The following is a 25,651-nucleotide window of genomic DNA, read 5'->3' as shown; positions in this document are numbered from 1 at the left end:
AATATGAAATTCATTTTTAATTCGTAACAATCATATACACCTGCAATCTAACAAAAAAAATAGCTCCACCATTAGGCGTAGCTATTTTTACAATTATTGCTTATTCAAATTATATTCCTTTATCTAACTGATAAAGTTTACGATACTTTTCATTTTCTTTCAGAAGTTGTTTATGACTACCTTGCATGACAATTTGGCCACGATCAAGGAATATAACTTCGTCTACATGTTCTATTCCTACAAGATGGTGCGTAATCCAAATAACCGTCTTTTCTTCCGTTGCAGAAAACATTGTTTCAATTAAAGACAATTCTGTTTTTGGATCTAAACCGATAGTCGGTTCATCAAGTACAATAATTGGTGTTTCTTGCATAAGAGTTCTAGCAAAAGCAACCCTTTGTCTTTCTCCACCAGAAAACCGCTTTCCCATTTCATGCATTTTTGTTTGTAATCCGTCTGGAAGAGAAGTAACATGTGAAGCTAATTGTGCTTTCTCTAAAGCTTTCCATATCTCTTCATCCGTCGCCTCTGGTTTGCCAATTCGTACATTATTTCCAATTGTCGTATCAAACAAATGCGGCTTTTGATTTAATACAGAAATATATTTAGATAAAAGATTCGTATGAGCTCGTTCACCATTTAGTACAACTTGGCCATTTACTGGGCTTAACGCCCCTGTTAACAATTTTAGTAAAGTAGATTTCCCTGTCCCACTTCTCCCTAAAATAGCAATTTTCTTCCCTGCTTTTATTTGTAATGATACATCTTTTAATACAATCTCATTACTATCTGGATAACTATACGATACGTGATTCAGTTCAATATCTACATGCTTTGGTTCAATATAATCTTTCTCTCCATGCAAATCCGTTTCATCATGTAAAACACTATCACTTTCTACGCCATTAAGACGATGGGTAGATTCTACATACGACGGTATTCGATCGATGGCATCTGCAATAGGAATAAGCGCGTTCGTTACAGATAAAGTCATTAATACGAAAGCTGCGATAACTGTAGGAGCAATTTGTTCACTTGCCGCTTCATTCCCAGTCCATATGATCATCGAAATAACTACAATACCTACTACTAATTGAATGATACTGTCCCGAATATGATACCAGCGTTTCACTCTCTTTTCGATTTTTAACAACTGATCATTTTGTTTTACATACTCATTAATAAATTCATCTTTACGACCACTTGCTTGCCAATCAGATAATCCAAAAACAGCATCTGTCAGTTGTTGATACAAACGGTTTCTTCCTTGCTTTAAAGTAACATGATGTTTCTTCATCAAAAGTAATGATACAAACGGAAGAAGAAAAACGATAATAGCTAACATACAACCTACAATAAGTGCAAAAACAAAATCAAATGCACCGATAACAAGTACGAAGATACTATAAACAACTAGCGCTAATATGCTAGGAAATATTGTACGTAAATATAGGTTTTGCAAATGCTCTATATCTTCGGATAACACTCCTAACATATCACCCGTTTGAAATCGAGAACGGAAAAATAACGCCTGTGGTTCTACTATTATATATAGCCTCGTTCTCATTTTTTCTAATATACGTAGTACGACATCATGTCCGACTAAGCGCTCTATATAATGAAATACAGCTTGCCCTATACTAAACGCTCTTGTTGCAACAATAGGAACATATACAGCCATTACATTTTCTGGTCTAAGGGCAGATTTTGAGATCAAATAACCTGAAATAAAAAGTAACATCGCTCCTGAACTAACTCCAAGAAGACCAAGGAAAATAGTTAAAGTCATTCTACCTTTATTTTGTTTTATATAAAGTTTAACCCAGTTACTCATTTCTCTCCCCTCTCTTCCCTATGAAAATGTAATGTCTCATTCTCTAAAAGTTCTTCATACGTCCCACTTTCTTTCATTTCCCCTTTATTTAAAATAAGAATATGGTCCATTTGTTTCATCCAATGTAGACGGTGGGTTGCTAAAAATACTAACTTTCCATTAAATAGACGTAACATCGCTTGCTTTATTTCAAATTCGGTTTCAATATCAAGATGTGCCGTAGGCTCATCTAATAAAATGATTGGTTTTTTACTTAAAAGCGCACGCGCCATAGCAACACGCTGTTCTTGTCCGCCACTTAGCATACGTCCACCTTCCCCAATTCTTTCGTGTATCCCATTTGGAAGTGATGTAACGAGTGAACGAAGGCCGACTTCATTAATAACTCTTTCAACTTCTTCATCTGTTGCATTTGTTTCATAAAAACGAATGTTATCCTTTAATGAAAGCGGAAAAATATAAGGTTGCTGCGGAATATAAGCGATATTTTTTTGCCAATCTTCACGAGTAGATCCATCAACTTCTACACCATTTACTAACATCTTTCCACTCGAAGGAGATAAAAATCCTGCTAATACGTCGATTAACGTCGATTTGCCTGCACCACTTTCACCAATAACACCAATAGCACCGTTACCTTCCCAAGTAAAATTAATTCCTTCTAATATAGCCTTTTCAGATTCAGTATTATTAACTTTGATGTCTTGTAATTTCAAGCTACTAGAGGCATTCCATACTATATCTTCATTTAAATCTTTCTTTTGTATTCCTTTTTGTTGTTGCAAAATCTCTTCTATTTGCTCCATCGCAATTTGTCCATCTAATGTCGCATGATAATTTGCTCCCACTTGTTTAATCGGCAGAAAATATTCCGGAGCTAAAATCAAAATTGTAAGGGCTGGTAATAGTATAATCGTTCCATCTATTAAACGTATCCCTAATCCAACTGCCACAAACGCAATTGATAAACTCGTAAAGAAATCTAATGCAAAAGAAGAAAGAAAAGCAACTCGCAAAGTACGCATCGTTGCTTTTCTATACCTTTTACTTACTTTTTCAATCTTTCCTTCGTGCTGTTCACTTTTCCCTAAATACTTTAATGTTTCTAAACCTTTTAACGTATCTACAAAATGGTTCGAAAGTACACGATATATCTCGTACTGACTATCTGCCATTTTTTGCGCTGCTAATCCGAGAAGAATCATAAATATGATCACGATAGGAATCGTTACAACTAAAATGATTCCAGACTCAATATCTAGCGTAAAAACGTATAGTACAATTAGACCTGGAACGATGCTACTTCTAATCATTTTAGGAATCGTTAATTCAATATATGTTTTAAATTTCTCAATCCCTTCAATTGATAAGGTAACCAGATGACCAGTCCCAACAGTTTGAACATACCTTGGACCTAATGTGAAATATGCCTCTACTAGTTGTTTTCTTAGTAACGACCCTGTTTTTTCAGCAAAACGTTCCACTAATATTTGTGATGTTCGAACTACTATATGACGCGCTGCAAACGCGATACCAAAATAAACAATTTCACTTAATATTGTTTGTACTGTCTCTCCATGAAATAAAAACGTAATAGCTCGTGCTAAAAAGATTGTTTGCGCAATAATACTAAAAGCTTCTAAAATACTAATAATCGTTAACGCTACATATAAAATACGGCTACCGGGATAAGACGGAAGTCCTCTTTTTCTTTTCATTAGTACTCCAAATCGTTGTCTGACTTAACAGGTTGTCTAAATACATAATAACTCCATATTTGACTTCCGATAACGAAAGGCAAAATAGCAATCGCAAAGTAAGTCATAAGTTTTAATGCATAAGCTCCTGATGCTGCGTTGTAAATTGTCAAATCATTCATTGCTCCTAAAGAGCTAATCATAACACGTGGGAACATACCGATAAATACACTCGCACTTAGTAAAATGATTGTTAAACTCGTCATAAAGAAAGCCCAACCATCTCTTCTTCTTTTATTTAATAAAGTGGACACTAATAGTGCTACAAAAGCTCCGATTGGCACCATAATCCATTCTGTTCCATGAGCAGTGAAAATGTCGGTTTTCCATAACCCCACACCAGCAAAAACAAGAAGTGTAATTAATGAAAATGGTGCAATTTTTATTGCAGCAATTCGTGCACGTTCTCTCAATTTACCAGTTGTACGTATCGTAAGAAATTGTAATCCGTGAACAATACATAGCAGGAGAAACATTACTCCTCCAAGTAACGCAAATGGATGAAGTAATTGCAAGAATCCACCTACAACATTTTTACTCTCATCAATAGGTACACCTACCATAAAGTTTGCAATCGCAACTCCCCAAAGGATAGGAGGTAACATACTTCCAATAAACATCCCCCAATCCCATGCACTCTTCCATTTATGATTATCTATTTTCGCGCGAAATTTAAAAGAAACACCTCTTAAAATTAAAGCAAGAAGCATAAATACAAATGGAATATAAAAACCACTAAATAAAGTTGCATACCAGTGCGGAAATGCTGCAAACATCGCTCCGCCAGCACAAACAAGCCATACTTCATTCGCGTGCCAGAACGGTCCTATTGTATTTAAGTAAACTCGTTTTTCAAAATCATTCTTTCCTAAAAACCTCGAAACCATTCCTACCCCAAAGTCGAAACCTTCCAGTACAAAGAATCCAACAAATAAGATTGCAATAACTAAAAACCATAACTCATTAAGAGATAACATACTCTTCCTCCTTATCAAATGGATCATGGCTTTGATAATCCTTTTTCGTTTTCTTATTCGTGTGGCCCTTAATGGTACGAACAAATAAGTACACACAAATTCCACCCATAATTAAATACATTGATGTGAATGAAATAAGTGAGAATAATACTTCACCGAATGTTACATTTGGTGATACAGCATCTTCTGTTTTCATTACACCAAATACAACCCAAGGTTGACGGCCCATTTCAGTCATAATCCACCCTACTGTATTACCGATGAATGGAAGAGAAATTGCATACACCATTAATTTTAAATACCACGTTTTTTCCGCTAAACGATCTTTTCTTGATAAGAACCATCCGTAAGCTCCTAGAAGAAGCATGAATGTTCCACTCATTACCATCGCTCTAAAACTCCAAAACATTGTATGCACTGGAGGAATATAATCTCCAGGTCCATATTTTTCCTCATATTGTTTTTGAATTTGATTCATCCCTTCAACTTGACCGCTAAACTTATCATACGATAATAGACTTAGCATATAAGGGATTTGAATTTCAAACGAATTTTCTTTCTTCTCTGTATCAATTTTCGAAAATACTGTAAATGGTGCTGGATCCTCACTTGTATTCCATAGCGCTTCAGCTGCCGCCATCTTCATTGGATGTGTCTTAATTAATTGTTGCGCTTGTGCATGACCGAAGAATAATACAAGCGCCGTTGTAATTGTTCCAACAATGATAGAAATTCGGAAAGATTTTTTAAATACTACAGTTTCTCGTCCTTTTGTAATTTTCCATGCACTTACACCAGCAATAAAGAATGCACCTGTTGCAATTGCCGCTGTAATTGTATGCGGGAATTGTACCCATAGTTGTGGGTTTTGAATAATGGCTAAGAAATCATTCATTTGCGCACGACCATCAGCTGCCATTTCATACCCGACAGGTGACTGCATAAATGCACTTGCAGTTAAAATCCAGAATGCTGATAACATCGTTCCAATTGAAAGGAGCCAAATACACATTAAGTGAATTCGCTTCGGTAATTTATCCTCACCGAATACCCATAACCCCAGGAATGTAGACTCAATGAAAAATGCCAGTAATCCTTCAATCGCAAGTGATGGACCAAATACATCACCTACAAAACGTGAATACGTTGACCAGTTCATACCAAACTGGAATTCTTGTAAAATACCTGTTACTACACCTACTGCAAAGTTAATAAGGAATAATTGCGTCCAAAACTTTGCCATCTTCTTATATACTTCTTGCCCTTTTACCACATACAACGTTTGCATGATCGCAATAATAAAAGCTAAACCAATTGACAGCGGAACAAAAAAGTAATGGAAAATCGTTGTTGATGCGAACTGTATTCGTGCCAATTCGAGCGTTTCCATACTAAAATCACTTCCTTCATAGTTTTTATAATAAAAGTTAATTGAGCAATCTTATCAAACTCAATTATTAAGAAATACGAAAAGACAAAAACATTTTGTATGTATTTTCGAAAAATATGAAGTTTCAGTTTTTCAAACTATTGTAATGCTATTTTTTACCTTTTCACTATTTCTGTAGTGTTTTATTCGTTAATCGAATTGTATAATATACCTGCATAGTAAATTCGGGTTATTTTTGACGTATTATTGACATCATTTTGTCTGAAATATGTCTTTTGTCATTTTTTGAATCAGATTTTTCTCATTAGAAAAATGTGTTTTTTCAATATACTTCTTACTTTTATATCTATAAAACAATCGTTTTTCTCTTCATACACTTGACTTTCACCCGAAAAAATGTCCTTGAAACTACCCTCGATAAATGCTTGTTTTTTGTCAAGAGAAAAATATATTTTTAAAATTCAAACTCGAAATAATGTTATTCAAAAATAGAAAATAACTTCCCTCTTCCTCGACTAAAAGTTCATTTTTTTGTCATTTTTCCAGAATAAATAAAAAAAACTGAAAGTCGATTAGACTCTCAGTTTTTTATTTATTTTGCTGTATGTTTTCTAACGGCTGGTAAAATTTCAGTAGCAATTAATTCAATATTTTTCTCAATTTTATCAAATGGTACACCGCCAAAATCAATTTGTGCCATAAAGCGTTGTTGGCCAAATAATTCATATTGGTAAAGCATTTTCTCAATGATTTGTTGTGGGCTACCAACCATTAAAGCATCACGGTAATCTATTGCATTTGTAAATTGCTGTTTCGGATACCCACCACCGCGCAGTGTAAGCATACCAGCATTAATGTGAGGGTAATATTCACTAAGTGCATCTTGTGAATTTTTTGCCGTATAAAATAAACTCGTTGTCGCAACTGGTAAACTAGCTGGATCAAATCCACTTTGTACAGCAGCCTCGCGGTAAGCATCTACTGACACTTTAAAGTTAATTGCTGGACCACCAAGTGTTGTTATCATCATTGGCACACCTGCACGTCCCGCTTTAATTGCACTAGCTGGTGGACCTCCAACTGCACGCCAAATTGGTAAGTTATTATTTTTCGCTCTCGGAATAACCGATGCATGTGCGAGCGGTGCTCTGAACTGTCCATTCCATGTTACATGTTCCTCGTTATTAATTTTTAATAAAAGATCCATCTTCTCTTCAAATAATTCTTCATAATCATTCACGTCATAACCAAGTAAACTATATCCTCCAATACGAGATCCACGACCAGCCACAATTTCTGCACGTCCATTAGAAATCAAGTCAATGGTAGCGAAATCCTCATATACTCGAACTGGGTCAGATGTACTTAATATCGTTGCGGAACTTGCAATTTTTATATTTTTCGTAGCTTGTGCAATAGCTCCTAAAATAACTGTATGAGCTTGTGTTGTAAAATGCGTTTGATGACTTTCGCCGACAGCAAACACATCAAGCCCTGCCTCATCTGCTAACTTAGCTGTTTCAATTAGTTCGTGAATTCTTTTTTCTGGCGTAATTTTCTCCCCATTATGTGGATTTAAAACATGATCACCAATTGAATATAATCCAAACTCAATTCCTTTTCTTATATCTATACGGTATTTTTCCATAGTTACTCTCCTCTTTAATAAAGTAGTATTAGTTTTTTTCTAAAAACGTTGGTAAGTCAAGTATATCTCCGTATTACCTATACCTTCACTTGATTAGTCAATTGATAGTGTAAAAAAAATTACTCTTGCGGTAATTCTTTTTTTTCACTATGCTTATGAACTTTCGTCATTAGCTCGTATAATATTTTCTGCTCTTCTTCATTTAATACATCATCAAAAAACGAAGATTGAAATGCAAGTTGCTCTGGCAATGCTTTCTCTAAGGCCGATTCCCCTTGCTCTGTAAGACTAATTGTTTTCGTTTTCCAATCTTGTTTTCGTACAATATATCCTTCTTTTTCAAGACGAGTTAACATTCGAGAAATGCCACCTTGTGTAACAGTTACCTTTTCAGCTAACTCCATTTGTGTTAGTGGTTGATACGTACGTATTTGCAAAAGCACATCAAATTGAGCTGTCGTTAAATCAAAACGTTTTAAAAACTCATTTGACATTTGATTACTTTGGTTCGTAAATCGTATTAAACGTAACCATATTAATGATCCTATCGTATTATCACGCATGTTTGATCACTTCCTATCGTGAATCTTACTATCACTTTACTACGCAAGTGATAAAAAAGCAAGAGAAAATGTAATAAATATAGCGATAGAGTATTGTATAAATAATGATAAGTAAGAATTCATATAAACATGAATTCTTACTTATCATTATTCTTAACTTTTCATTTCATTCATTACTATATTTAAAGCTGCCATAGCTTTTGGCCAACCAACGTAAAAAGCCATATGTGTTATTAATGCAACCAATTCATTCTCCATAACCCCATTTTGTTTAGCTAGCTTCAGATGAAATTGTAATTGTTCTGTATTACCGAGACTGATTAGTGCTGACACAGTACACAAGCTTCTTTCTCTTAATGTTAAAGTGGCATCCCGCCACACTTCCTCAAATAATATCTTTTCACTATAATGAGCAAATGCAGGTGACATTTCTCTCATTTTCTTTTTAATATGTACTTCAATAAGTTCGTTTTTCATTTTTTTCTCCCTTTATTTTCACCATTTGTGCTATTCCTTGACCAAATGACCAGTTTTCAGCAGCTGTCTCATTTAGTGTAATAAAAATATCCGAAGTTTCAAAATCGGAATATTCCGTAATTTTTAAGGATACGGATTGATACAAATCTTTTTTCTGTTGCACCGTTCTTCCCGGTCCACATGTAATAGAAACATAAATCATATTCTCTGTTCTCTTTTCTCCTCTTTCCAACAAATAATATGGATTATATAAAAATTTGTTTTGTTGGTAAGGTAGGAACATTTGAAAATAATCATTTTCAGGGATGTTAAAATGTTCAATTAATGAAAGATGGATACATTCACCCATTTTTTCCAACTCTTCTTCATTTAATATGTTTTCAGAATAATAAATCTTCACAAAAGGCATAGACTTTCATTCCTTTTCTTATTTTTAATATACAACAAAATTTCATCGTGAAATGTGTAAAATCTCATATACTGTAACACCTTTATTCACTACAATATCAGGTTTCTCTTCATAAAACTCAAACCTACTATATCTCCATTTATCCGGATTATAAACGATTACATCCCCTAAACACTTTTCATTGTTTTGTACATTTTCATTCATCGTGTTTAATTGAGTCCCAACCAGCGTTTTACTTTGAGAAATACTTCCCGCATATTCAACAACATATCTACTTTTCTTAAATCCATCACTTAGATTAACAACTAATGGAACACCTATATTTATTTGTTGCCATCCAAAAGATTGTAAAATATTATCATAATATCCTTCAAAGATAAATTTGTTCATTCCTTCATGGCCATTCCAAATATATAAAGGTGCATAACAGTTATAGAAATTCCCGTCCTTGCCTACCTCAGTAATTAAATAAGCTTTAAAATTCAGATCTTGAAAACCATCAGTTTTATGCCCATTATCCTTTACCCTATTCCTAATAATCTTTATATCATAATCCTTTGGCAAAATGACCTTATATTGCATTCCAATCATGTTTATCACTCACTTTCTATCCTATATACATAATGATAAACCGATGATTGACTAACGTAAAATAGGTATAAATTATGTTTGGTATCATTTATAATGATAGTGCATAAGGGGCTGAGATATATGGAAATAAATGATCTTATTATATTCAAAACTGTTGCCAGTGAGGGTTCTATTAGTAAAGCTGCTAAAGAGTTAGGATATGTTCAACCGAACGTAACTGAGCGAATCAAAAAATTAGAACAAGAATTAGAAACGCCTTTACTACATAGAGATAACAAAGGCGTTTCCTTGTTACCTGCTGGTGACATTTTATTAGATTACACGAATAAAATATTAACTCTATTAGAAGAAGTAAAAAATGAAATTAAAACGAGTGGTTCTTCTTATATAATAGCGACGTCACAATCTATTTTGACAAATTATTTAAGTAAGCGTATTGAAGAAAACTTCAGAAATTATCAAATATATGTAGAAAGTAGTAGTCATTTGCAAAAATCACTTCAGCAACAAAAAGTTGATATGGTCATAACTTATGAGGATTATCCTGACGCATCGTTTAAAAAAGTGTTCACAACCTCAATTTCTGTAGGCTTATTAAAAGCGAAAGAAAAATGTACCATTGATTATTCAAAAGAAATTTTCTTCGTTAGCAATGACAAAAAGTGCCCTTTTAGGAATAAGACAATACAATTTCTAAAAGAAAATAATCTATCTCAGCAACAACTTCAACAGTTGGATTCTTATTCGCTTATGGAAGCGTTTATTGATGATGGAAAAGGAATAGCTTTTTTACCGATTAAAAATGATAAATTGGTACCAATTGAAGATGTTCCAATTGAGAAATTAGCTGTTCATTTTTTTACAAATCAAAACTCTTTCAAACAAATCCCTGATGAACTATTTGGTTAATAAAAAATCCCTCCTTTATGAATCTAAAAGAGGGATTTTTATATTCTATACAATTGATTTTTCACACATTTTGCTCCACTTCTGCACTTTTCTCCTTCTTATTCCGTTTCATATTCTTCAGTCCCTTAACCGTGCCAACTAATCCTTTCGGGAAAACTAGCAATACGATAATGTACAATAAACCAAGAATAATCGTCCATCGTTCAAAGATCGGATACTCTGTAGCTAGTTCTGATAAATAATATTTTAGGGATTCAATAATCCCAGATCCAGCAATAGCTCCAATTAATGTTCCGACTCCTCCAATCATTGTCATCAAGAGTGCATTTAGTGTCATTTCAATTGAAAATACAGTCGTATTGACAAAGCGTAATGTAATAACAAATAAACCACCGCTAATTGCAGCTACTATTCCTGCTACTACACTTGCGATTATTTTATAATGGAGGACTTTATATCCAAGTGCTTCAACACGTTGTTCATTTTGTGAAATTGCCTTTAATACTTTCCCAATAGAAGACTTTGTAAAAAGACGTAATAGAATAAAAATGAAGCATAAACATACAAGTGATACATAATAAAAAGTAAAACGATCACGGAATATTTCTGGTACACCAAATGTAAAACCATCTCCTCCGTGAGTGAGCCCACGCCATTTTTCAGCAAGGACGAAAAACAACTGTGAAATAGCAAGTGTTAGCATCGCATAAAAATGACTTTTCAGCCGTAAAGAAAGTAAACCAATTATATAACTAACTATTGCTGAAATGATAATTGCAGCTACTATTCCAATTAAAAAGTTCGTTATTGATACGCCTTGTCGATCAAATAAAAGCGCTACCCCATATGCTCCTATCCCAAAGAACATACAATGACCGAACGATACAATTCCTGTATACCCAAGCAATACATCAAAACTCATTGCAAAAATAGCAAAGATGAAGATTTGAGTGAACAAAATTAACAAGCTCCTTGAATCATTTACGAACGGAAATACACTTAAACAAATGAGCATACATACTCCAAAGTATACTTTAATTCGGTCCGATGTGTTGTTCACCATTTCACCCCTTTTCACCAACAAGTCCAGTTGGCTTCACTATTAAGAAAAATAGTAACATTAACATATTAATTGCAAGTGATAAATCTGGTATAAAATACGCTGTAAAAGCACCAGCTAATCCGACAATTAAAGAAGCAATAGCTGAACCTTGGACGCTTCCTAATCCACCGATAATTACTACTATAAAAGCTAAAATTGCATACTGCATGCCCATCTCGGCGAAAATAACGCCCGAATACGGCGCTAATAAGAATCCTCCCAAAGCTGCCATCCCTGCTCCTAATAAAAAGACGAAAGAAAATATCGCTTTTACATTAATACCAAGCGCTTGAACCATTTCTTTATCCATTACACCTGCACGGATCATAAGACCTATCTTCGTCTTTTTGAGTAATAGTAGTAGTGCAATGTAAATAATTATCCCAATCAAAATAACAAATAGACGATATTTAATTAATATAATACCTCCGAATGTAAAACTTCCTTGTAACCATAACGGTAATTTTGCACTAATAGGGTTTGGCCCCCAAAATATTTTAATACACTCACTAAGAACGAGCATTCCTCCAAGCGTAACGAGCAGCTGTCGAACATGATTTCCATATACCGGTCTAATAAGAAACCTTTCTAAAATAAATCCTAGGAACATTCCCATGGCTACTGCTCCAACTAAAGCTAATATATAACTTCCTGTCATATTAAATAACCAAACACCTGTAAATGCTCCCCATGCAAATAAACCACCGTGTGCAAAGTTTAAAACGCTCATTAGACCGAAAATAAGTGAAAGACCTGATGCTAACAAAAAAATGAGCATCCCTGTTGAAATCCCATTTACAAATAAATTGATTAACACATCCATCCTTTTCACCTCGGATTCATGTTAAGAGATTCCTAAATATTTATGACACATTTCCTTATCCTTTTTTAATTCATTCATAAAACCGTTATGAACAATTCGTCCGTTATCCATAATGTAAAAATAATCACCAATTTGACTAGCCATCATAAAATTTTGCTCAACAAGTAAAACTGTTGTTTTCTCTTTCATCTTCAAAATAGCTACCATTAATTTCTCCACCATTATCGGGGATAGCCCTTTGCTCGGCTCATCAATAAGTAATAATCCATCACTATTAATAAACGCTCTTGAAATAGCCAACATTTGCTTTTGCCCTCCGCTCAAGAGCCCACTTTTCTTATTCCAAAACTGCTTTAAATCCGGAAATAGTTCCAGCATCCACTCTATTTTCCCTTCTACTTCTTCACCTTTCCCCCTAGCAAGAGCGAATGTTTCTTCTACTGTCAAATCATGAAAAATACCTTGATTTTCTGGTACATACCCTATTCCTTTCCTTGAAATTAAATGTGTAGGTAATCCACTTACTTTTGCACTATCATAATAAATTTCACCATCTGCAATCCGGTGAAACCCCATAACTGAACGTAATGTCGTTGTTTTCCCTGCCCCGTTTCTACCAAACAGTACAGTAATCGTCCCTTTCTCAACAGTAAGAGATACTCCTTGCAAAATATGAAACTGATCTAAATACGTTTCTATACTATTCACTTGTAATAGTGCCACTATATAATCCCCCTAAATAAGCACTTTGTACACGCTCATCTTTCATAATTTCTTCTGGCAATCCTTCAGCCAATAACTCTCCATGAAATAAAACGATAAGATGATCTGACAAACCTAGTATCATATCCATTTTGTGTTCGATAAGTACAATTGTGCTCTCTGGATGTTTCTTAATATTTTCAATCACTTGTAATATAGCAGGGACCTCCTCAACCGAAATACCTGCCGTCGGCTCATCAAGCAATAACACATCCGTTTTTAAAGCTAATAACATCGCAAGTTCTAGCTTTCTTTTCTCTCCATGTGCCAAATCTTTCGCTAATACGTTCTCTTTCTCGTGAAGTAATACTGTTTTTAAGAAACGTCTCGCCTCTCCAACTTGTTGCTTTAATTTTGCTGAACTCGGGAAAAAACTATAGTAATCTTGTACGAATGATTGAACACTTAAACGGACATTTTCAAGTACCGTTAATTCTGGGAATATGTTTGTAAGCTGAAAAGAGCGACCGATTCCTAAGCGTGTTCGATCTGAAATCGATAGTTTTGTAATATCTTGCCCTTTAAAATACACTTCACCTGTTGTAGGTAAAATCTGTCCACTTAGTAAATTAAATAATGTTGTCTTCCCCGCACCATTTGGCCCGATAATAGAAATGAGCTTTCCTTTTTGGACAGTTAAATTTACATCTTTAATAACATGATGTTCACCAAAAGATACGCTAAGATTTTTCGTCTCTAGCAAATGTGTCACGAAATCCCTCCCTTTAAAGCCGTGAGTATGAAAGAAATATGTATAAAGAGGGTCCCCCCCTCTTTATACAAAAACAACAGAAAATTCAGTCTATTTATTTTGAACTGGTGGTTCTGTTTCTTTCATCGTTAATTCTCGCTCTAACACTGGCACCGGATAATCAACACCATCTTGCTTTTTCAATGTGATAGAATACAGTGTCTGCATTGCTTGGTGGTCCTTCTCTCTAAACTTCATCTTTCCTTTCGGTGTATCAAATTCCATTCCTTCCATTTTCTTAATCAATGTATCTACATCTGTATCACCTTTTGTTTTCTTTAAGGCTTCTACAATAGAAATTGCTGCCGACATTCCTCCCGCTGTAAACAAATCTGGCACTGCACCATTAAAACGTTTTTTATGCTCTTCAACTAGCCAATCATTCACTTTATTTTTTGGAAGTGTGTGATAATATACAGAAAAACCTTGCATACCTACTAATGCATCCATTGTTTTTAATGCTGGTATATCTGGCGCACCTGTAGAAATTTTAATACCTTGCGCTTCCACATTCATATCTTTCAACTGTTTCCAAGGTGAATTTGCCCCTGCCCAAACGATAAATAAATAATCTGGTTTTGAACTAATGATATTTTGAATATTCGCTGTAAAATCTGTTGAATTTGTATCCGCGTATTGCTCATTCACAATGTTCGCACCTAATTTTTTCGCACCCGCTTTAAATGCAGCAATCCCTTCACGACCAAAAGCGTTATCTGGGGCAAATGTCGCAATCTTTACATCTTTTTTCGCAATTGCTGCTGCTCCTGCAATCGCATCTTGTGAGGAACTTCTTCCAGTTCTAAAAATATATTTATTCCAGTTCTTCCCGGTAATACTATCCGCAACTGCCGGTTCTACAACCATAATCTTTTCATATTCCCCGGCCAGTGGTAAAACCGCTAACGTATCACTTGAACTAGACGATCCAACTAAAAAATCAACTTTCTCTTCTTCTAATAACTTCGTAGCTTTTTTAACTGCTACATCAGCTTTCGTTTCTGTATCTTCTACAACAAACTTAATCTTTTTCCCATCTACTTTCCCAGTTCCACCAGTTGCATAGTCTAACCCTAATTCAAATCCGTTCACTGTTTGTTTTCCATACGATTCTAGCGGTCCTGTTAAAGAAGCAAGAACTCCTACCTTAATCGTTTTTTCATCCTCTGTACTTGTTTTCTTTCCTGAACAAGCTGCCGTTATTAATAACGAACCTAAAACACAACCAGTAAACATTGTCTTTAGCCACTTACGTTTTTTCATCGACATTGTGATCCTCCCCATACTTTACTTTCTGATAGAATCAAACACGCCAAAATCCCCTGTCCGTAATCATGACTAACTAATTCGATAGATAATGGAAAACTCTTGTAGTACCCTCTACATTCGGCACAAATATATAATCACCTTCCTATGTAATGGAAACGGACATACAATCAATATATATTCTGCAATCCAATTGAAAATACTGTTTCATTTCAGTAATGATCATACAAAAAGACTAACTTATTTTTTAAGTTAGTCTTTTCACCTTAATTAGAGTTAAGTTCTACTTTCTCTAACCCTTCAGCCAATTGTTTCTTATCTAGTCCTTCTCCTATTACTACTAAGTTTGTCGGGAAACCGAAGTCTTGTTCTAATAAAGTTGGTACTCCGAACGAATATTGGAATAGGTGAGGGTATTTATCTCCACGGAATTTCACAAAACCTTTCACTCGATAAATACTATCTGGTAAATTCGAAAGCCATTCATATAATTTGTCTTGATCAATCGGTTTCGTAAATTGATATGTCATCGTTTGTATATGTAAATGCTGTTTGACATGTAGTGTCTCATGTTCCTCATTATTTGGAAATTCTGCTTCTTCTATATCTTTTAAAGATATATTACAATACTTTGTCTCATACATTTTCGCATGATTATTTATTGCCTTTACTTCTTCAAATACTGTGTTCTTATCTTCATCTGTTAGTAAATCTGCTTTATTAACAAGAATGTGACTACCAAATTTAAGTTGCTCATGCAATAGCTGTTGTACATTTGCACTTAATATACTTCGATTTAACCACCTTACTGCATCTAAAACGACTACAATTGATTTCACTTCCAGAAAAGGAGCTAAAATTGGCGAGACACACGCGTCTAACACTTCAATTGGATGCGCAACACCTGTCGTTTCTATATAAATTACATCTGGTCTTTCTTGTTGGTATAACGAATGTAATTGTATTTCAAGCTCTTCTTTTAATGTACAACAAATACATCCTTTAAGAAGTTCTCTTAAAACATTCTCTTTTCCAATAATATCTGTATCTACCGAGTATTCACCAATTTCATTCATTAATACTGCAACTTTTCTATTCTTCTTTTTCTCTGCTAACAATAAATTTTGTAATAATGTTGATTTTCCACTACCTAAAAAACCACCTAATATATGAATCTCCACTTTATTCATTCAACCGACCATCCATTTCTTTACTTCAAATGTATTCAAAGCGTAATAATTACGATTTATATTTATCATTTTATTAAAAGAATGACCATTTGTAAATATAAGAGATTCACTGTTCATTTACTTCATATGCAACTCTAACTCCAGACTCAATTGCCCCTTGCATCCATCCATGTGTTAATGTCGTATGCTCTCCTGCAAAGTGTACTTTTCCAGATGGTGGTGTAATATACGGAAATAACTCGAGCTCTTGGCCTGGTTCGAAAGCTGTAAATGCACCGCAAGAATACGGATTTTTACTCCAGCTAAAAGATGTTCCAGTGACAAACTCACTATAGACGATGTCACCGTATATTTCCGCTAAATTTTTTAATGCGTAACGAATACGATCTCTTTGCGGGAGACTATCCCATGTTAACGCCTCATCTGCCCACGTATAACTTGCTATAACGATAGCTGGTCCTGGAGTATGAATGCCATAACTCGGATAGTATGTAAAACGTATCGGTAAATCAGTAATAGATTTACCTCCACACTGTCCCGCTTTCTCCCAAAATCTACTTTTAAACTCTATTGCAATTTTAGTTGCAGCAATATAATTTAATTCACGAATTGCTCTTTTTTTAAAATAAGAGAATAAATAGTATGGCTGAACTTCTACAAACCTTAACGCTGAAAATGGAATTGTAATAATAGCAAAATCACTTGTTATTGTAAATTGCTCTAACGTTTGTTCATGATTTCCTTGTAACATTACTTTATTATCTTCTTGTATAATTTTATCAACCTTATACTGCATTAAAATATGTTCCCTTAATTGTGGTAAGAATGCATTCGATAACTTATCCATTCCACCAGTTATTTCATAATATTTCGTTGTTGAAGTAAAGAAAATCATTTCACGTAATACTTCAATTAAGGACATTCCCATATAAGCTTCCATATCAAGAAGTACCCCAATCATATCTATTGCACCATCTGAATAATACTCCATTAAAAATGAACCAAGCGAATACGTTTTATACTTTTTTTCAACGATAAGCCAGTTTTTATCAGGATCCTTCTTAATATAATTTAGTATTGGTTCTAATACCTCAATCATTAGCTCTTCTGCCGTTTTTCCTCTTTCTTTATCCAAAACCGGATATTCAAGTACACTTGGATCATTTTCAAACACATTCAATCTCGTTTGAATGTTATTCGTATAAATGATATCTGCAAAAGTTTTATTTATAAAAAGGTTTAAAGGTAGTTTAAATTTATGAATATACGCTAAGGTTAACTTATGGGTGTCAGGGATTCTCATCGGTCCCGCATTAAAATATAAACCCACACTAAATGGTTCCCGAATCGTATACACTCTGCCACCTATTCTGTTATTTGCTTCTATAATCGTTACTTCGTGCCCAGCCTCTTTTAATAAAGAACCTGCAACTAATCCAGAAATCCCTGCACCTGCAATCGTAATCCGTTTTGGGTTATTCTGTTTAACAAGCCCTGCATGAATAATATGAAGCATTTCTTCCATTGTTAATGGGTTCCCCATACCATTTCCCCTTTTACAAAGGATTTTACTGAATTATATTCGGTTCACTGAATTCCTATGTTTTGTTCGCAGATTTGCACGGATACATTTTCAAATACTTGAATATCTTTTATAAAATGTAATAAACTAGATATGACTCTATAGAAGTAAGACGTATTATCTTACATAACAAAACCAATGAAATTGCGAGGAATTTTGAAATGAAAAAAGGTATTAACCGTGTTGTATTAGTAGGAACAGGAGCAGTTGGATGTAGTTATGCTTACTGCATGATTAACCAAGCCGTAGCTGAAGAATTTGTTTTAGTCGATGTAAATGAAGCAAAAGCTGAAGGGGAAGCAATGGATTTAAGTCATGCTGTTCCATTCGCACCAGCTCCAACTAGAGTATGGAAAGGCAGCTACGAAGATTGTAAAGATGCTGACCTTGTAGTTATTACAGCTGGATTACCACAAAAGCCAGGCGAAACACGTTTAGATTTAGTTGAGAAAAACGCCAAAATCTTTAAACAAATCGTTCGCAGTATTATGGATAGCGGATTTGATGGCATCTTCTTAATCGCAACAAACCCTGTAGATATTTTAACTTATGTAACTTGGAAAGAATCTGGTTTACCGAAAGAACGTGTAATCGGTTCTGGTACAACGCTTGATTCTGCTCGTTTCCGCTATATGTTAGGTGAGTACTTCGATATTGGTCCACACAACATTCACGCTTATATTATCGGAGAACACGGCGATACTGAACTTCCAGTTTGGAGCCATGTTTCCGTTGGTATCCAAAAACTACAAACACTGCTTGAAAAAGACAACACGTATAATCAAGAAGATTTAGACAAAATTTTCATAAACGTCCGTGATGCAGCTTACCATATTATTGAGCGTAAAGGCGCAACTTATTATGGTATCGGCATGTCACTTCTACGTGTTACAAAAGCAATTTTAAACGACGAAAATAGTGTATTAACTGTATCAGCTTACTTAGAAGGTCAATACGGTCAAAAAGATGTTTATATAGGGGTACCTGCTGTTTTAAATCGCGGCGGTGTTCGTGAAATTTTAGAGGTTGAATTAAGTGAAGATGAAGAATTAAAATTCGATCACTCTGTTCAAGTATTGAAAGAAACAATGGCTCCTGTACTTTAATCGTATACCCACAAAGGGGCTGTCCCATAAGTCGGTGAAACCGGCTTATGAGTCAGCCTCTTTCATGTATTAGTATTTAGGTCCCACATTACTTGATTACTAAGTACAAAAAGCACATCCTCTAATTGATTCTTTTCCCTTTCACCGATTGTATGCTCTCTCATATAATTATCTCACTCATATATTATCATTTTGGCTACAATGTATCCGCTTCTAGCCCTCGTAATTAGTGGAATCCCCTCCTAGATAACAATTGAATTCATATAATTATACAGCCTTAGCCATTTCTACAAGTAATCTCATAGCCAGTACCTTGTGCAATCCTTTGTTTTGTTCTTTTTCCGCCATCTTCCTCCCCGACTCTCCTCAAAAGAGAGTTATAGGAACATCTTTTCAGTCTACAACTATTTTTTAATAGTCTAAAGCATTTTTTTAATACGACAAAAGTAATTTTTTGATGTATCTTCACTCAAATAAGTGATATTTTTAAGCTAACTCATTCCCTCTGCCTTTAATTTTCTATAAAAGCAGTATATATATTTTATAGAAGCTTCTTTTATTTCAACCTAACATTCAGACAATTATCGCTATTATTTCTTTTATTAAATGGATTCTATTTGCTTATTTGATTGAGGAAAGGTTTTATAAAGGTCTGAATCCCTTTTACATTTACTTTTTCAGGGAATTCATCTGTAAGAGCACAAACGGATAACTTATAATTCCTATCGAATTCGTACTGTTTGAAGTGGTAATTCTTTTGGGCTCCTACAACATGAAAACTATTGTTGATATCTACTATTGAAAACGAATTTAATGGAATATATAGTCCGCGCCCATCAGCCTTAATATAGCTTTCTTTAAGGGTCCATAAATCATAAAAGAATATTTTTCTTAGATCTAAAGACTTCTTTGCCAACATCTCATATTCTTTCATGGAAAAAAACTGTTCAGCAATTTCTAAATCTACTGTACAAATCTTCTCAATGTCAATTCCAACCTGGCTATTGTTACCGACAATTACAACCCATTCATTAGAATGAGAGATATTAAAATGAAAATCTTTAATGCCTTCAACATAAGGTTTCCCGTAGTCATTAGTTGCAAAAGATATATCTTCTGGTTCAATACCAAAACGTTCAAGAATCATACTCCTGATAGCAATTCGTCCAAGGAGATTACTTTGGGCGTCTTGCCACCTTAGAAACCGCTCATTTTTCTGGCGTTCTCGAGGTGTTAAGATACATAATAATCTTTGTTTAACGTCTGGATCTAACTCTTTATCATTATGGATTGCAATAATTTCTAGTTTTCTCGTTGGCTTTTTCAATCCAAACACCCTCCACGTCTTCTTTAAACACAAATTAAACAAACATTGTTAGCAAGATAGAGCAACCAGTAAGTTATAAAAGTATAACCTGTCACGACACCCTTTAACTTACCGGTTTATATCCTACTGTTTGTGCACGAACTTACTACCTTTCATTCATCGATTTAACTAACCACACTACTACCACTATATAATTCCCTTTTAGATAAAAATTTCCTCAATTCATTTTCGAGGGAATTAGAAATCGTCTTCCAACTAAATTACCATTCTTCAACATAAGCATTTTCTTCAATCTTGAAATCTGTAGGCACTGTCTTTTTCTTAGTGATTAGGCGTTCAATTTCTTGGGCGATTTCTCTCACTGTCTGTATGCGACTAATCTCTTCAAGAGTAAAATCTACACCGTACTTCTTTCGAATATTGTTTAAGAGTTTTATATATAACAACGAGTTTCCTCCAACAGAAAAGAAGCTGCGATCAATCTCTTTATGAATACCTTCACCTAACAACTCGATCCATAGATCTAAAACTCCAGATTCTACCTCCGTAAAGGATTCTTTTGGCATAGGTTCAATATGCTCGCCGTTATTTATAATACTTCTAAGCTTTTTAAAATCAGTTTTCCCATTATCCGTAATTGGAACTTCACTAATTGATATAATCCTTGATGGAATCATATACATAGGTAATTCTTCAGCAAGGTCACTTTTAAGGATATTTATTAGCTCTTTTTCTTCCAATGCATTAGGCTCCATCTGCACAAAAAGTACAATAGCAGAAGACGAGTTTACAAGATTATGAAGCATTACAGTCGCATTTCGAATGTAATCTTTTTTACCCGCTGCATTGGATATTTCGGATAAAGATATTCGATGACCATTAATTTTTACCAAATCGTCTTGCCTACCCAAAAATTGATATTCACCACTTGGCATTTTTCTAACTATATCATTTGAGTTATAGACTTTAATTGAATTTTCACCAAATGTTAAATGGAAAATCCCATTATTGTTACTATTCACATAACCGCTCATAACTTGAGGACCTGCAATGTACAAATATCCTGGCACACCATTTGGAACAATATTTCCATACGAATCACAAACTAAATAAATATTCTCTCCAATTGGCTTACCGATAGAATTCTTTTCTTTTCGGTTCTGAACCGAAATAGAACTAGAACATACAGCACACTCCGTCGGCCCGTAAGAAATATAAAATTCGCATATACCTTTCCATTTTTGTAAAAGGTCTTCTGGGCAAACTTCACCACCAATATTAATCGTCTGAAGTGAATAGCTTTTTCTTATCTCAATTGTTGACAATGAAGGTGGAGCAATGTTTATATGTGTAATACCTTCTCTCTCTATTTCATCACTGATCCTTTTAGACGAATATAAAGTATCCTTATCAATCAAATGAAGTCTTCCACCACATGTTAAACTGCAAATTATATCACTCGTCGCCACGTCAAAATTAAGAGATGAATATTGTAACGTTACAGTTGAAGAATTCATGTTGTATTGATTATGTGCTGATTGGACATGTGATAATAATGCCTGGTGTGATATTCTTGCGCCTTTTGGTAGTCCTGTAGTCCCTGATGTAAAAAGTACATATGCCAAATCTGTTTGATGTACTTTAGAAGGATTTTCACTTGTACATTGATTAATCTTTTCTTCAATAGATCTATCGTTAAGGTTTATTGTTTTAAACTTTCCATCTACTGTTTCAAGATGGGTATCAGTTATTATAAATCCCAATTTAGTTGAGTCAATAATATATTCTAACCTCTTCTTTGGAACATTATTTTCAATTGGTAAATATGCTGCACCTGCTTTCATTACTGCAAGTATAGAAACAATTGCGTCGACCGATCTACCAAATAAAACACATACTATCATTCCTGGCTTCACACCAATGTTAGAAAGGTAACAGGAAAGTTTATTGGCCCTTTCATTAAGTTCAATATACGTCAAATCAAGATTATCTTTACTTAGAGCAATTGCATTTGGTTGCCTTTTAGTAATTTCTTCAAACCATGCTGTAACTGAGGGAAACGGCAATCTATCTTGTTTACTCGTTGTTAATTCAGGCAGTTTTGCTGCGTTTAGAAGTGGCGCATCGAATGCAAGTGCCTTTGGTGATAAGGAAAAATAATTTAACATTAAGGTATATAATGAGCTTAGCGCAACTATAGATGATTCTTCAAAGAGGTTATTGTCATATTCAATAACTAATTCAAATACATCATTTTTTTGTCTAACTAAAAACGTCAAGTCAAATTGTGTTCTATTATTATAATAATCCTTCTTTTCAATTGTACATCCAGTAATATTAAGCAATTCATCTTGTTCTTCTTCATAAACAAATAACGTTTGAAGAAGAGGAGAATAAGAAGTATCCCTATCAATATCAAGTACACCTATGATATCCGTTAACGGAGTTCGTTGATGCTTAAGAGATCCTAGAATTACGTTTGAACATTTTTCAAGAACTTCTTGAAAGGTTTCAGCTTGATTTAGATCTACGAATAGAGGTACTGTATTAACAAAAAAGCCTATCAAGTTACTATACTCTGCTGTATTTCTATTTGCTACTGGCGTGCCAATACAAATTTCTTTCTCAAAGCTATACTTTTCAATAGCTAAACATAAAATAGCGTAAAATCCAGAAAATAGGGTTGTATTATTTTCTTGGCAGACCCATTTGAGCCTTGAGATAGACTCTGTTGATAGCTTAGTAATATGTCTTGACCCACAATATTTTGGAGTCTTTTCACGTCTATGATCCAAAGGGATTGAATGAACATGAGGTGCTTTATTCAAAGTTTCTTTCCAATATGCAAGACTAGACTCATATTCAGGTGTTTTTAACCAACTCTCCTCGTCAGTACAATAACTGTAATAAGAATTTGAAACTGGTTCAAATGAAGGAGATTCATTAAGTAAGAGACTTCGATATACCTCATTGAGCTCGGAGAAAAAAATCCCTTCTGAAATACCATCAAAAGCAATATGATGTATTGTAATAACGCATGTAAATTTACCTTGTTGCTTAAACAAAGTACATCGAATAGATCTCTCATTTAGTAAATCAAAACCTTTATTAATTTCAGACATAATACGTGTATCCAGCATTTTTGGATCTGAGATCTCTTCTACATTAATTCTAACATCATCTTCTATCTTACTTTGCCAAAACTCCCCGTTAATAATTGAATATTTGGTATTTAAGGGGGAATGTCTTTCTATAACTAGATGCAATGCCTCTTCTAGCTTTTCTGCTATAATTGAACCTTTAATTTCAAATACATAGTATTCATTAAAGTGAGAATCATTCGAATTCAGCTTTTGGTTCATATATAGAAGACGTTTCTGAGCAGAAGAACAACGCTGTTTTTTTTCATTTTTAATTTCAACATCTATTTTTTTTATCGTTTTATCCCATCGATTATTATGATACTCAGTAGCAACTTTCTTCGGTGTTTTTAGGGAAAATAAATCAACTAATGGAATAATACAACCGAATTTTTTTTGGATTTCTATTGATAATCTCATCCCTAGAAGAGAATTACATCCTACCTGATAGAAATTGTCATCTGCATTTACGGACGAGTTATTTAGCTGCTTTCTTAGAAATAAAACAATAAAGTCCTTGAGGTTATTCTCATCTAACTTCTCATCCAGCTTTTCATCACGAGACATTAGTTGCACTTTTGAAAGCAAATAATCGGTGTCCAACTTCCCATTATGGTTCAATGGAAACGACTCAACTATATGAAGCTGATTAGGTATACAATATCCTGGCATCTCATCCTTATATGTTTTTAAAATCTCTTCTTTATCTATTAAAATGTTATTTTTAGTTTGAATAAATGCATGTAAAACATCCCTACTACCGTTTTGTTCTACTAGAAAACAACATTTTTGAACCACAGATTGATTCTCCATAACAGCTTCCAACCCAGTTAAATCAATCCTAAACCCTCTTAATTTAACTTGTGTATCCTTTCTGCCATATATCTCAATAAGTCCTTTATTATTATAAAAACCTAAATCTCCACTCATATAAAATGGTTGCCCAGTTTCCTTGTCAAAACCGAATGATTTTTTTGTATTTTCAGTTTCTAAGTATCCTAGAGATACATTTTTTCCGTATATAACAATTTCACCAATCTCTTCGTTCTGGCAAATTTCATTGTTTTTGTTAAGGATTCTTATATCTGTATTTGGGATTGGTTTGCCTACTGGGACACTCTTCCCATTCAATGAGTCTCTAGTAACTAAATGAGAGGTTGCCAAAATTGTTGTCTCGGATGGACCATAAGCATTAATAAGGCGAATATCTCTATCTAAAATCTTTTCGACCATGTTCTTTGGTAAGACCTCTCCCCCTAAGATAAGTGTCTGTAAACTGGAAGGGACTCGATTCTGTACCAATAATTCTCCAAATCCACTTGGAGTTACAAACATGGCTGTAGGTAATAGTTTTTTAGAATTTATAACGTCTAGAACAGACTCCACTACAACTAACGTACCATGATGATATAATGTTGCAATCATTTCCATCAATGATATGTCAAACGACACTGCACCAGAAAAGAGACACCTGCTTAATTCTTCTGGTTGAAAGTATTCATCACACCATGCTAGATAATTACTTACATTTTCATGAGAGACCATTATCCCTTTTGGTTTTCCAGTTGTCCCAGATGTATGAATAATATAGGCAGGTTGTTTCCCAACAGACTTCCCACTTATTTGATTCATGGGTGATATCCGTTCATTCTTATACTCTTTGTTCCTTTCAGCATTAATATCAATAATCGAAACTGAACCATTCCTCCATTGAGTTGGGGCTTCTTCATTGACTAAGATGAATTCAATTTTAGAACTGTCTATTATATTTCTGTTATGCTTTTCTGGAAGTAATTTATTCAATGGGACATAAACTCCACCAGCTTTCCAGATAGATAAAATTGAAATAATAGTGTAAACAGAACGATCCATGTATACTCCTATCAAACTACCGTTATTAACACCATTCTTTCTTAACCCCATTGCTAATAAGTCAACTTTACTATGGATATCTTGATAGGTATACTGTATTCCATTATGCTCTATTGCTACACTTTCCGGATTGGCCTCTGATAATTTTGTGAAAAAATTTAAATTTTTCATATTC

General features: G+C 34.2%; 20 protein-coding genes. 2 read left to right on the top strand and 18 right to left on the bottom strand.

Annotated elements, in window-relative coordinates; translation table 11 throughout:
• Window positions 1–109: 109 nt before the first annotated feature.
• From cydC to NST27_RS09345, 9 genes are all read right to left on the bottom strand, one after another.
• Entirely contained in the window at window positions 110–1,834 is a 1,725-nt protein-coding gene (cydC, locus tag NST27_RS09385; RefSeq protein ID WP_047385953.1) for a thiol reductant ABC exporter subunit CydC, read from the bottom strand.
• Entirely contained in the window at window positions 1,831–3,552 is a 1,722-nt protein-coding gene (gene cydD, locus NST27_RS09380) for a thiol reductant ABC exporter subunit CydD (protein ID WP_000824026.1), read from the bottom strand. Before cydD ends, cydC begins: the two co-directional genes overlap by 4 nt.
• Window positions 3,552–4,568 (bottom strand): cytochrome d ubiquinol oxidase subunit II, encoded by a 1,017-nt coding sequence (gene cydB / locus NST27_RS09375; protein WP_000950083.1) that lies wholly within the window; start codon window positions 4,566–4,568, stop codon window positions 3,552–3,554. The genes cydD and cydB overlap by 1 nt, the downstream gene beginning before the upstream one ends.
• Complete coding sequence (gene cydA / locus NST27_RS09370; RefSeq protein WP_000448873.1) at window positions 4,555–5,958, bottom strand: cytochrome ubiquinol oxidase subunit I; 1,404 nt, start codon at window positions 5,956–5,958, stop codon at window positions 4,555–4,557. Before cydA ends, cydB begins: the two co-directional genes overlap by 14 nt.
• Window positions 5,959–6,550: 592 nt before the next feature.
• Window positions 6,551–7,606 carry an LLM class flavin-dependent oxidoreductase gene (locus NST27_RS09365; protein WP_000417537.1) on the bottom strand — a complete coding sequence of 352 codons (1,056 nt, stop codon included), beginning with the start codon at window positions 7,604–7,606 and terminating at the stop codon, window positions 6,551–6,553.
• Between the two features lie 119 nt (window positions 7,607–7,725).
• A complete protein-coding gene (locus NST27_RS09360) occupies window positions 7,726–8,169 on the bottom strand; it encodes a MarR family winged helix-turn-helix transcriptional regulator (protein ID WP_001205528.1) in 444 nt (147 codons plus the stop codon).
• A 153-nt stretch (window positions 8,170–8,322) separates the two neighbouring features.
• Entirely contained in the window at window positions 8,323–8,646 is a 324-nt protein-coding gene (locus NST27_RS09355; protein ID WP_000787201.1) for a carboxymuconolactone decarboxylase family protein, read from the bottom strand.
• Window positions 8,627–9,055, bottom strand: coding sequence for a tautomerase family protein (locus tag NST27_RS09350; protein WP_001117235.1), 429 nt, complete (start codon window positions 9,053–9,055; stop codon window positions 8,627–8,629). The genes NST27_RS09355 and NST27_RS09350 overlap by 20 nt, the downstream gene beginning before the upstream one ends.
• 42 nt (window positions 9,056–9,097) lie before the next feature.
• Window positions 9,098–9,646, bottom strand: a complete 549-nt coding sequence (locus tag NST27_RS09345) for a DUF4865 family protein (RefSeq protein ID WP_000579876.1) — start codon at window positions 9,644–9,646, stop codon at window positions 9,098–9,100.
• Window positions 9,647–9,766: 120 nt separating this feature from the next.
• Between NST27_RS09345 and NST27_RS09340 the strand changes: the two genes are divergently transcribed.
• Window positions 9,767–10,555 carry a LysR family transcriptional regulator gene (locus tag NST27_RS09340; protein WP_000404996.1) on the top strand — a complete coding sequence of 263 codons (789 nt, stop codon included), beginning with the start codon at window positions 9,767–9,769 and terminating at the stop codon, window positions 10,553–10,555.
• A 61-nt stretch (window positions 10,556–10,616) separates the two neighbouring features.
• Here the strand turns inward: NST27_RS09340 and NST27_RS09335 are convergent, their stop codons facing one another.
• The 7 genes from NST27_RS09335 to NST27_RS09305 all read right to left on the bottom strand — a co-directional run bounded on the left by NST27_RS09335 (window position 10,617) and on the right by NST27_RS09305 (window position 17,992).
• Window positions 10,617–11,570, bottom strand: coding sequence for a branched-chain amino acid ABC transporter permease (locus NST27_RS09335; protein WP_009326792.1), 954 nt, complete (start codon window positions 11,568–11,570; stop codon window positions 10,617–10,619).
• A 49-nt stretch (window positions 11,571–11,619) separates the two neighbouring features.
• The gene (locus tag NST27_RS09330; protein WP_000382787.1) at window positions 11,620–12,480 is read right to left on the bottom strand and encodes a branched-chain amino acid ABC transporter permease; all 861 of its coding nucleotides are present in this window, start codon (window positions 12,478–12,480) and stop codon (window positions 11,620–11,622) included.
• 21 nt (window positions 12,481–12,501) lie between these two features.
• Entirely contained in the window at window positions 12,502–13,203 is a 702-nt protein-coding gene (locus tag NST27_RS09325) for an ABC transporter ATP-binding protein (protein WP_001196718.1), read from the bottom strand.
• Window positions 13,181–13,954: an ABC transporter ATP-binding protein gene (locus NST27_RS09320; RefSeq protein ID WP_000149321.1), complete on the bottom strand. Its 774-nt coding sequence runs from the start codon at window positions 13,952–13,954 to the stop codon at window positions 13,181–13,183. Before NST27_RS09320 ends, NST27_RS09325 begins: the two co-directional genes overlap by 23 nt.
• 90 nt (window positions 13,955–14,044) lie before the next feature.
• The gene (locus NST27_RS09315) at window positions 14,045–15,262 is read right to left on the bottom strand and encodes a substrate-binding domain-containing protein (RefSeq protein ID WP_000062000.1); all 1,218 of its coding nucleotides are present in this window, start codon (window positions 15,260–15,262) and stop codon (window positions 14,045–14,047) included.
• A 263-nt stretch (window positions 15,263–15,525) separates the two neighbouring features.
• The gene (locus tag NST27_RS09310; RefSeq protein WP_001044946.1) at window positions 15,526–16,449 is read right to left on the bottom strand and encodes a CobW family GTP-binding protein; all 924 of its coding nucleotides are present in this window, start codon (window positions 16,447–16,449) and stop codon (window positions 15,526–15,528) included.
• A 106-nt stretch (window positions 16,450–16,555) separates the two neighbouring features.
• A complete protein-coding gene (locus NST27_RS09305) occupies window positions 16,556–17,992 on the bottom strand; it encodes a flavin monoamine oxidase family protein (protein ID WP_000528029.1) in 1,437 nt (478 codons plus the stop codon).
• Window positions 17,993–18,192: 200 nt separating this feature from the next.
• Between NST27_RS09305 and NST27_RS09300 the strand changes: the two genes are divergently transcribed.
• Window positions 18,193–19,137 carry an L-lactate dehydrogenase gene (locus NST27_RS09300; protein WP_000715321.1) on the top strand — a complete coding sequence of 315 codons (945 nt, stop codon included), beginning with the start codon at window positions 18,193–18,195 and terminating at the stop codon, window positions 19,135–19,137.
• A 613-nt stretch (window positions 19,138–19,750) separates the two neighbouring features.
• Here the strand turns inward: NST27_RS09300 and NST27_RS09295 are convergent.
• A complete protein-coding gene (locus NST27_RS09295) occupies window positions 19,751–20,464 on the bottom strand; it encodes a 4'-phosphopantetheinyl transferase family protein (protein WP_000743287.1) in 714 nt (237 codons plus the stop codon).
• A gap of 260 nt (window positions 20,465–20,724) precedes the next feature.
• Complete coding sequence (locus tag NST27_RS09290) at window positions 20,725–25,647, bottom strand: non-ribosomal peptide synthetase (protein ID WP_047385951.1); 4,923 nt, start codon at window positions 25,645–25,647, stop codon at window positions 20,725–20,727.
• Window positions 25,648–25,651: the final 4 nt, after the last annotated feature.

The sequence above is a fragment of the Bacillus sp. FSL W8-0770 genome, from assembly GCF_038008705.1.
GTDB classification, from domain to species: Bacteria; Bacillota; Bacilli; order Bacillales; family Bacillaceae_G; genus Bacillus_A; species Bacillus_A cereus.
The sequence above is the reverse complement of the archived record's forward strand: the minus strand, read 5'-3'. Positions and strand labels throughout refer to the sequence as shown.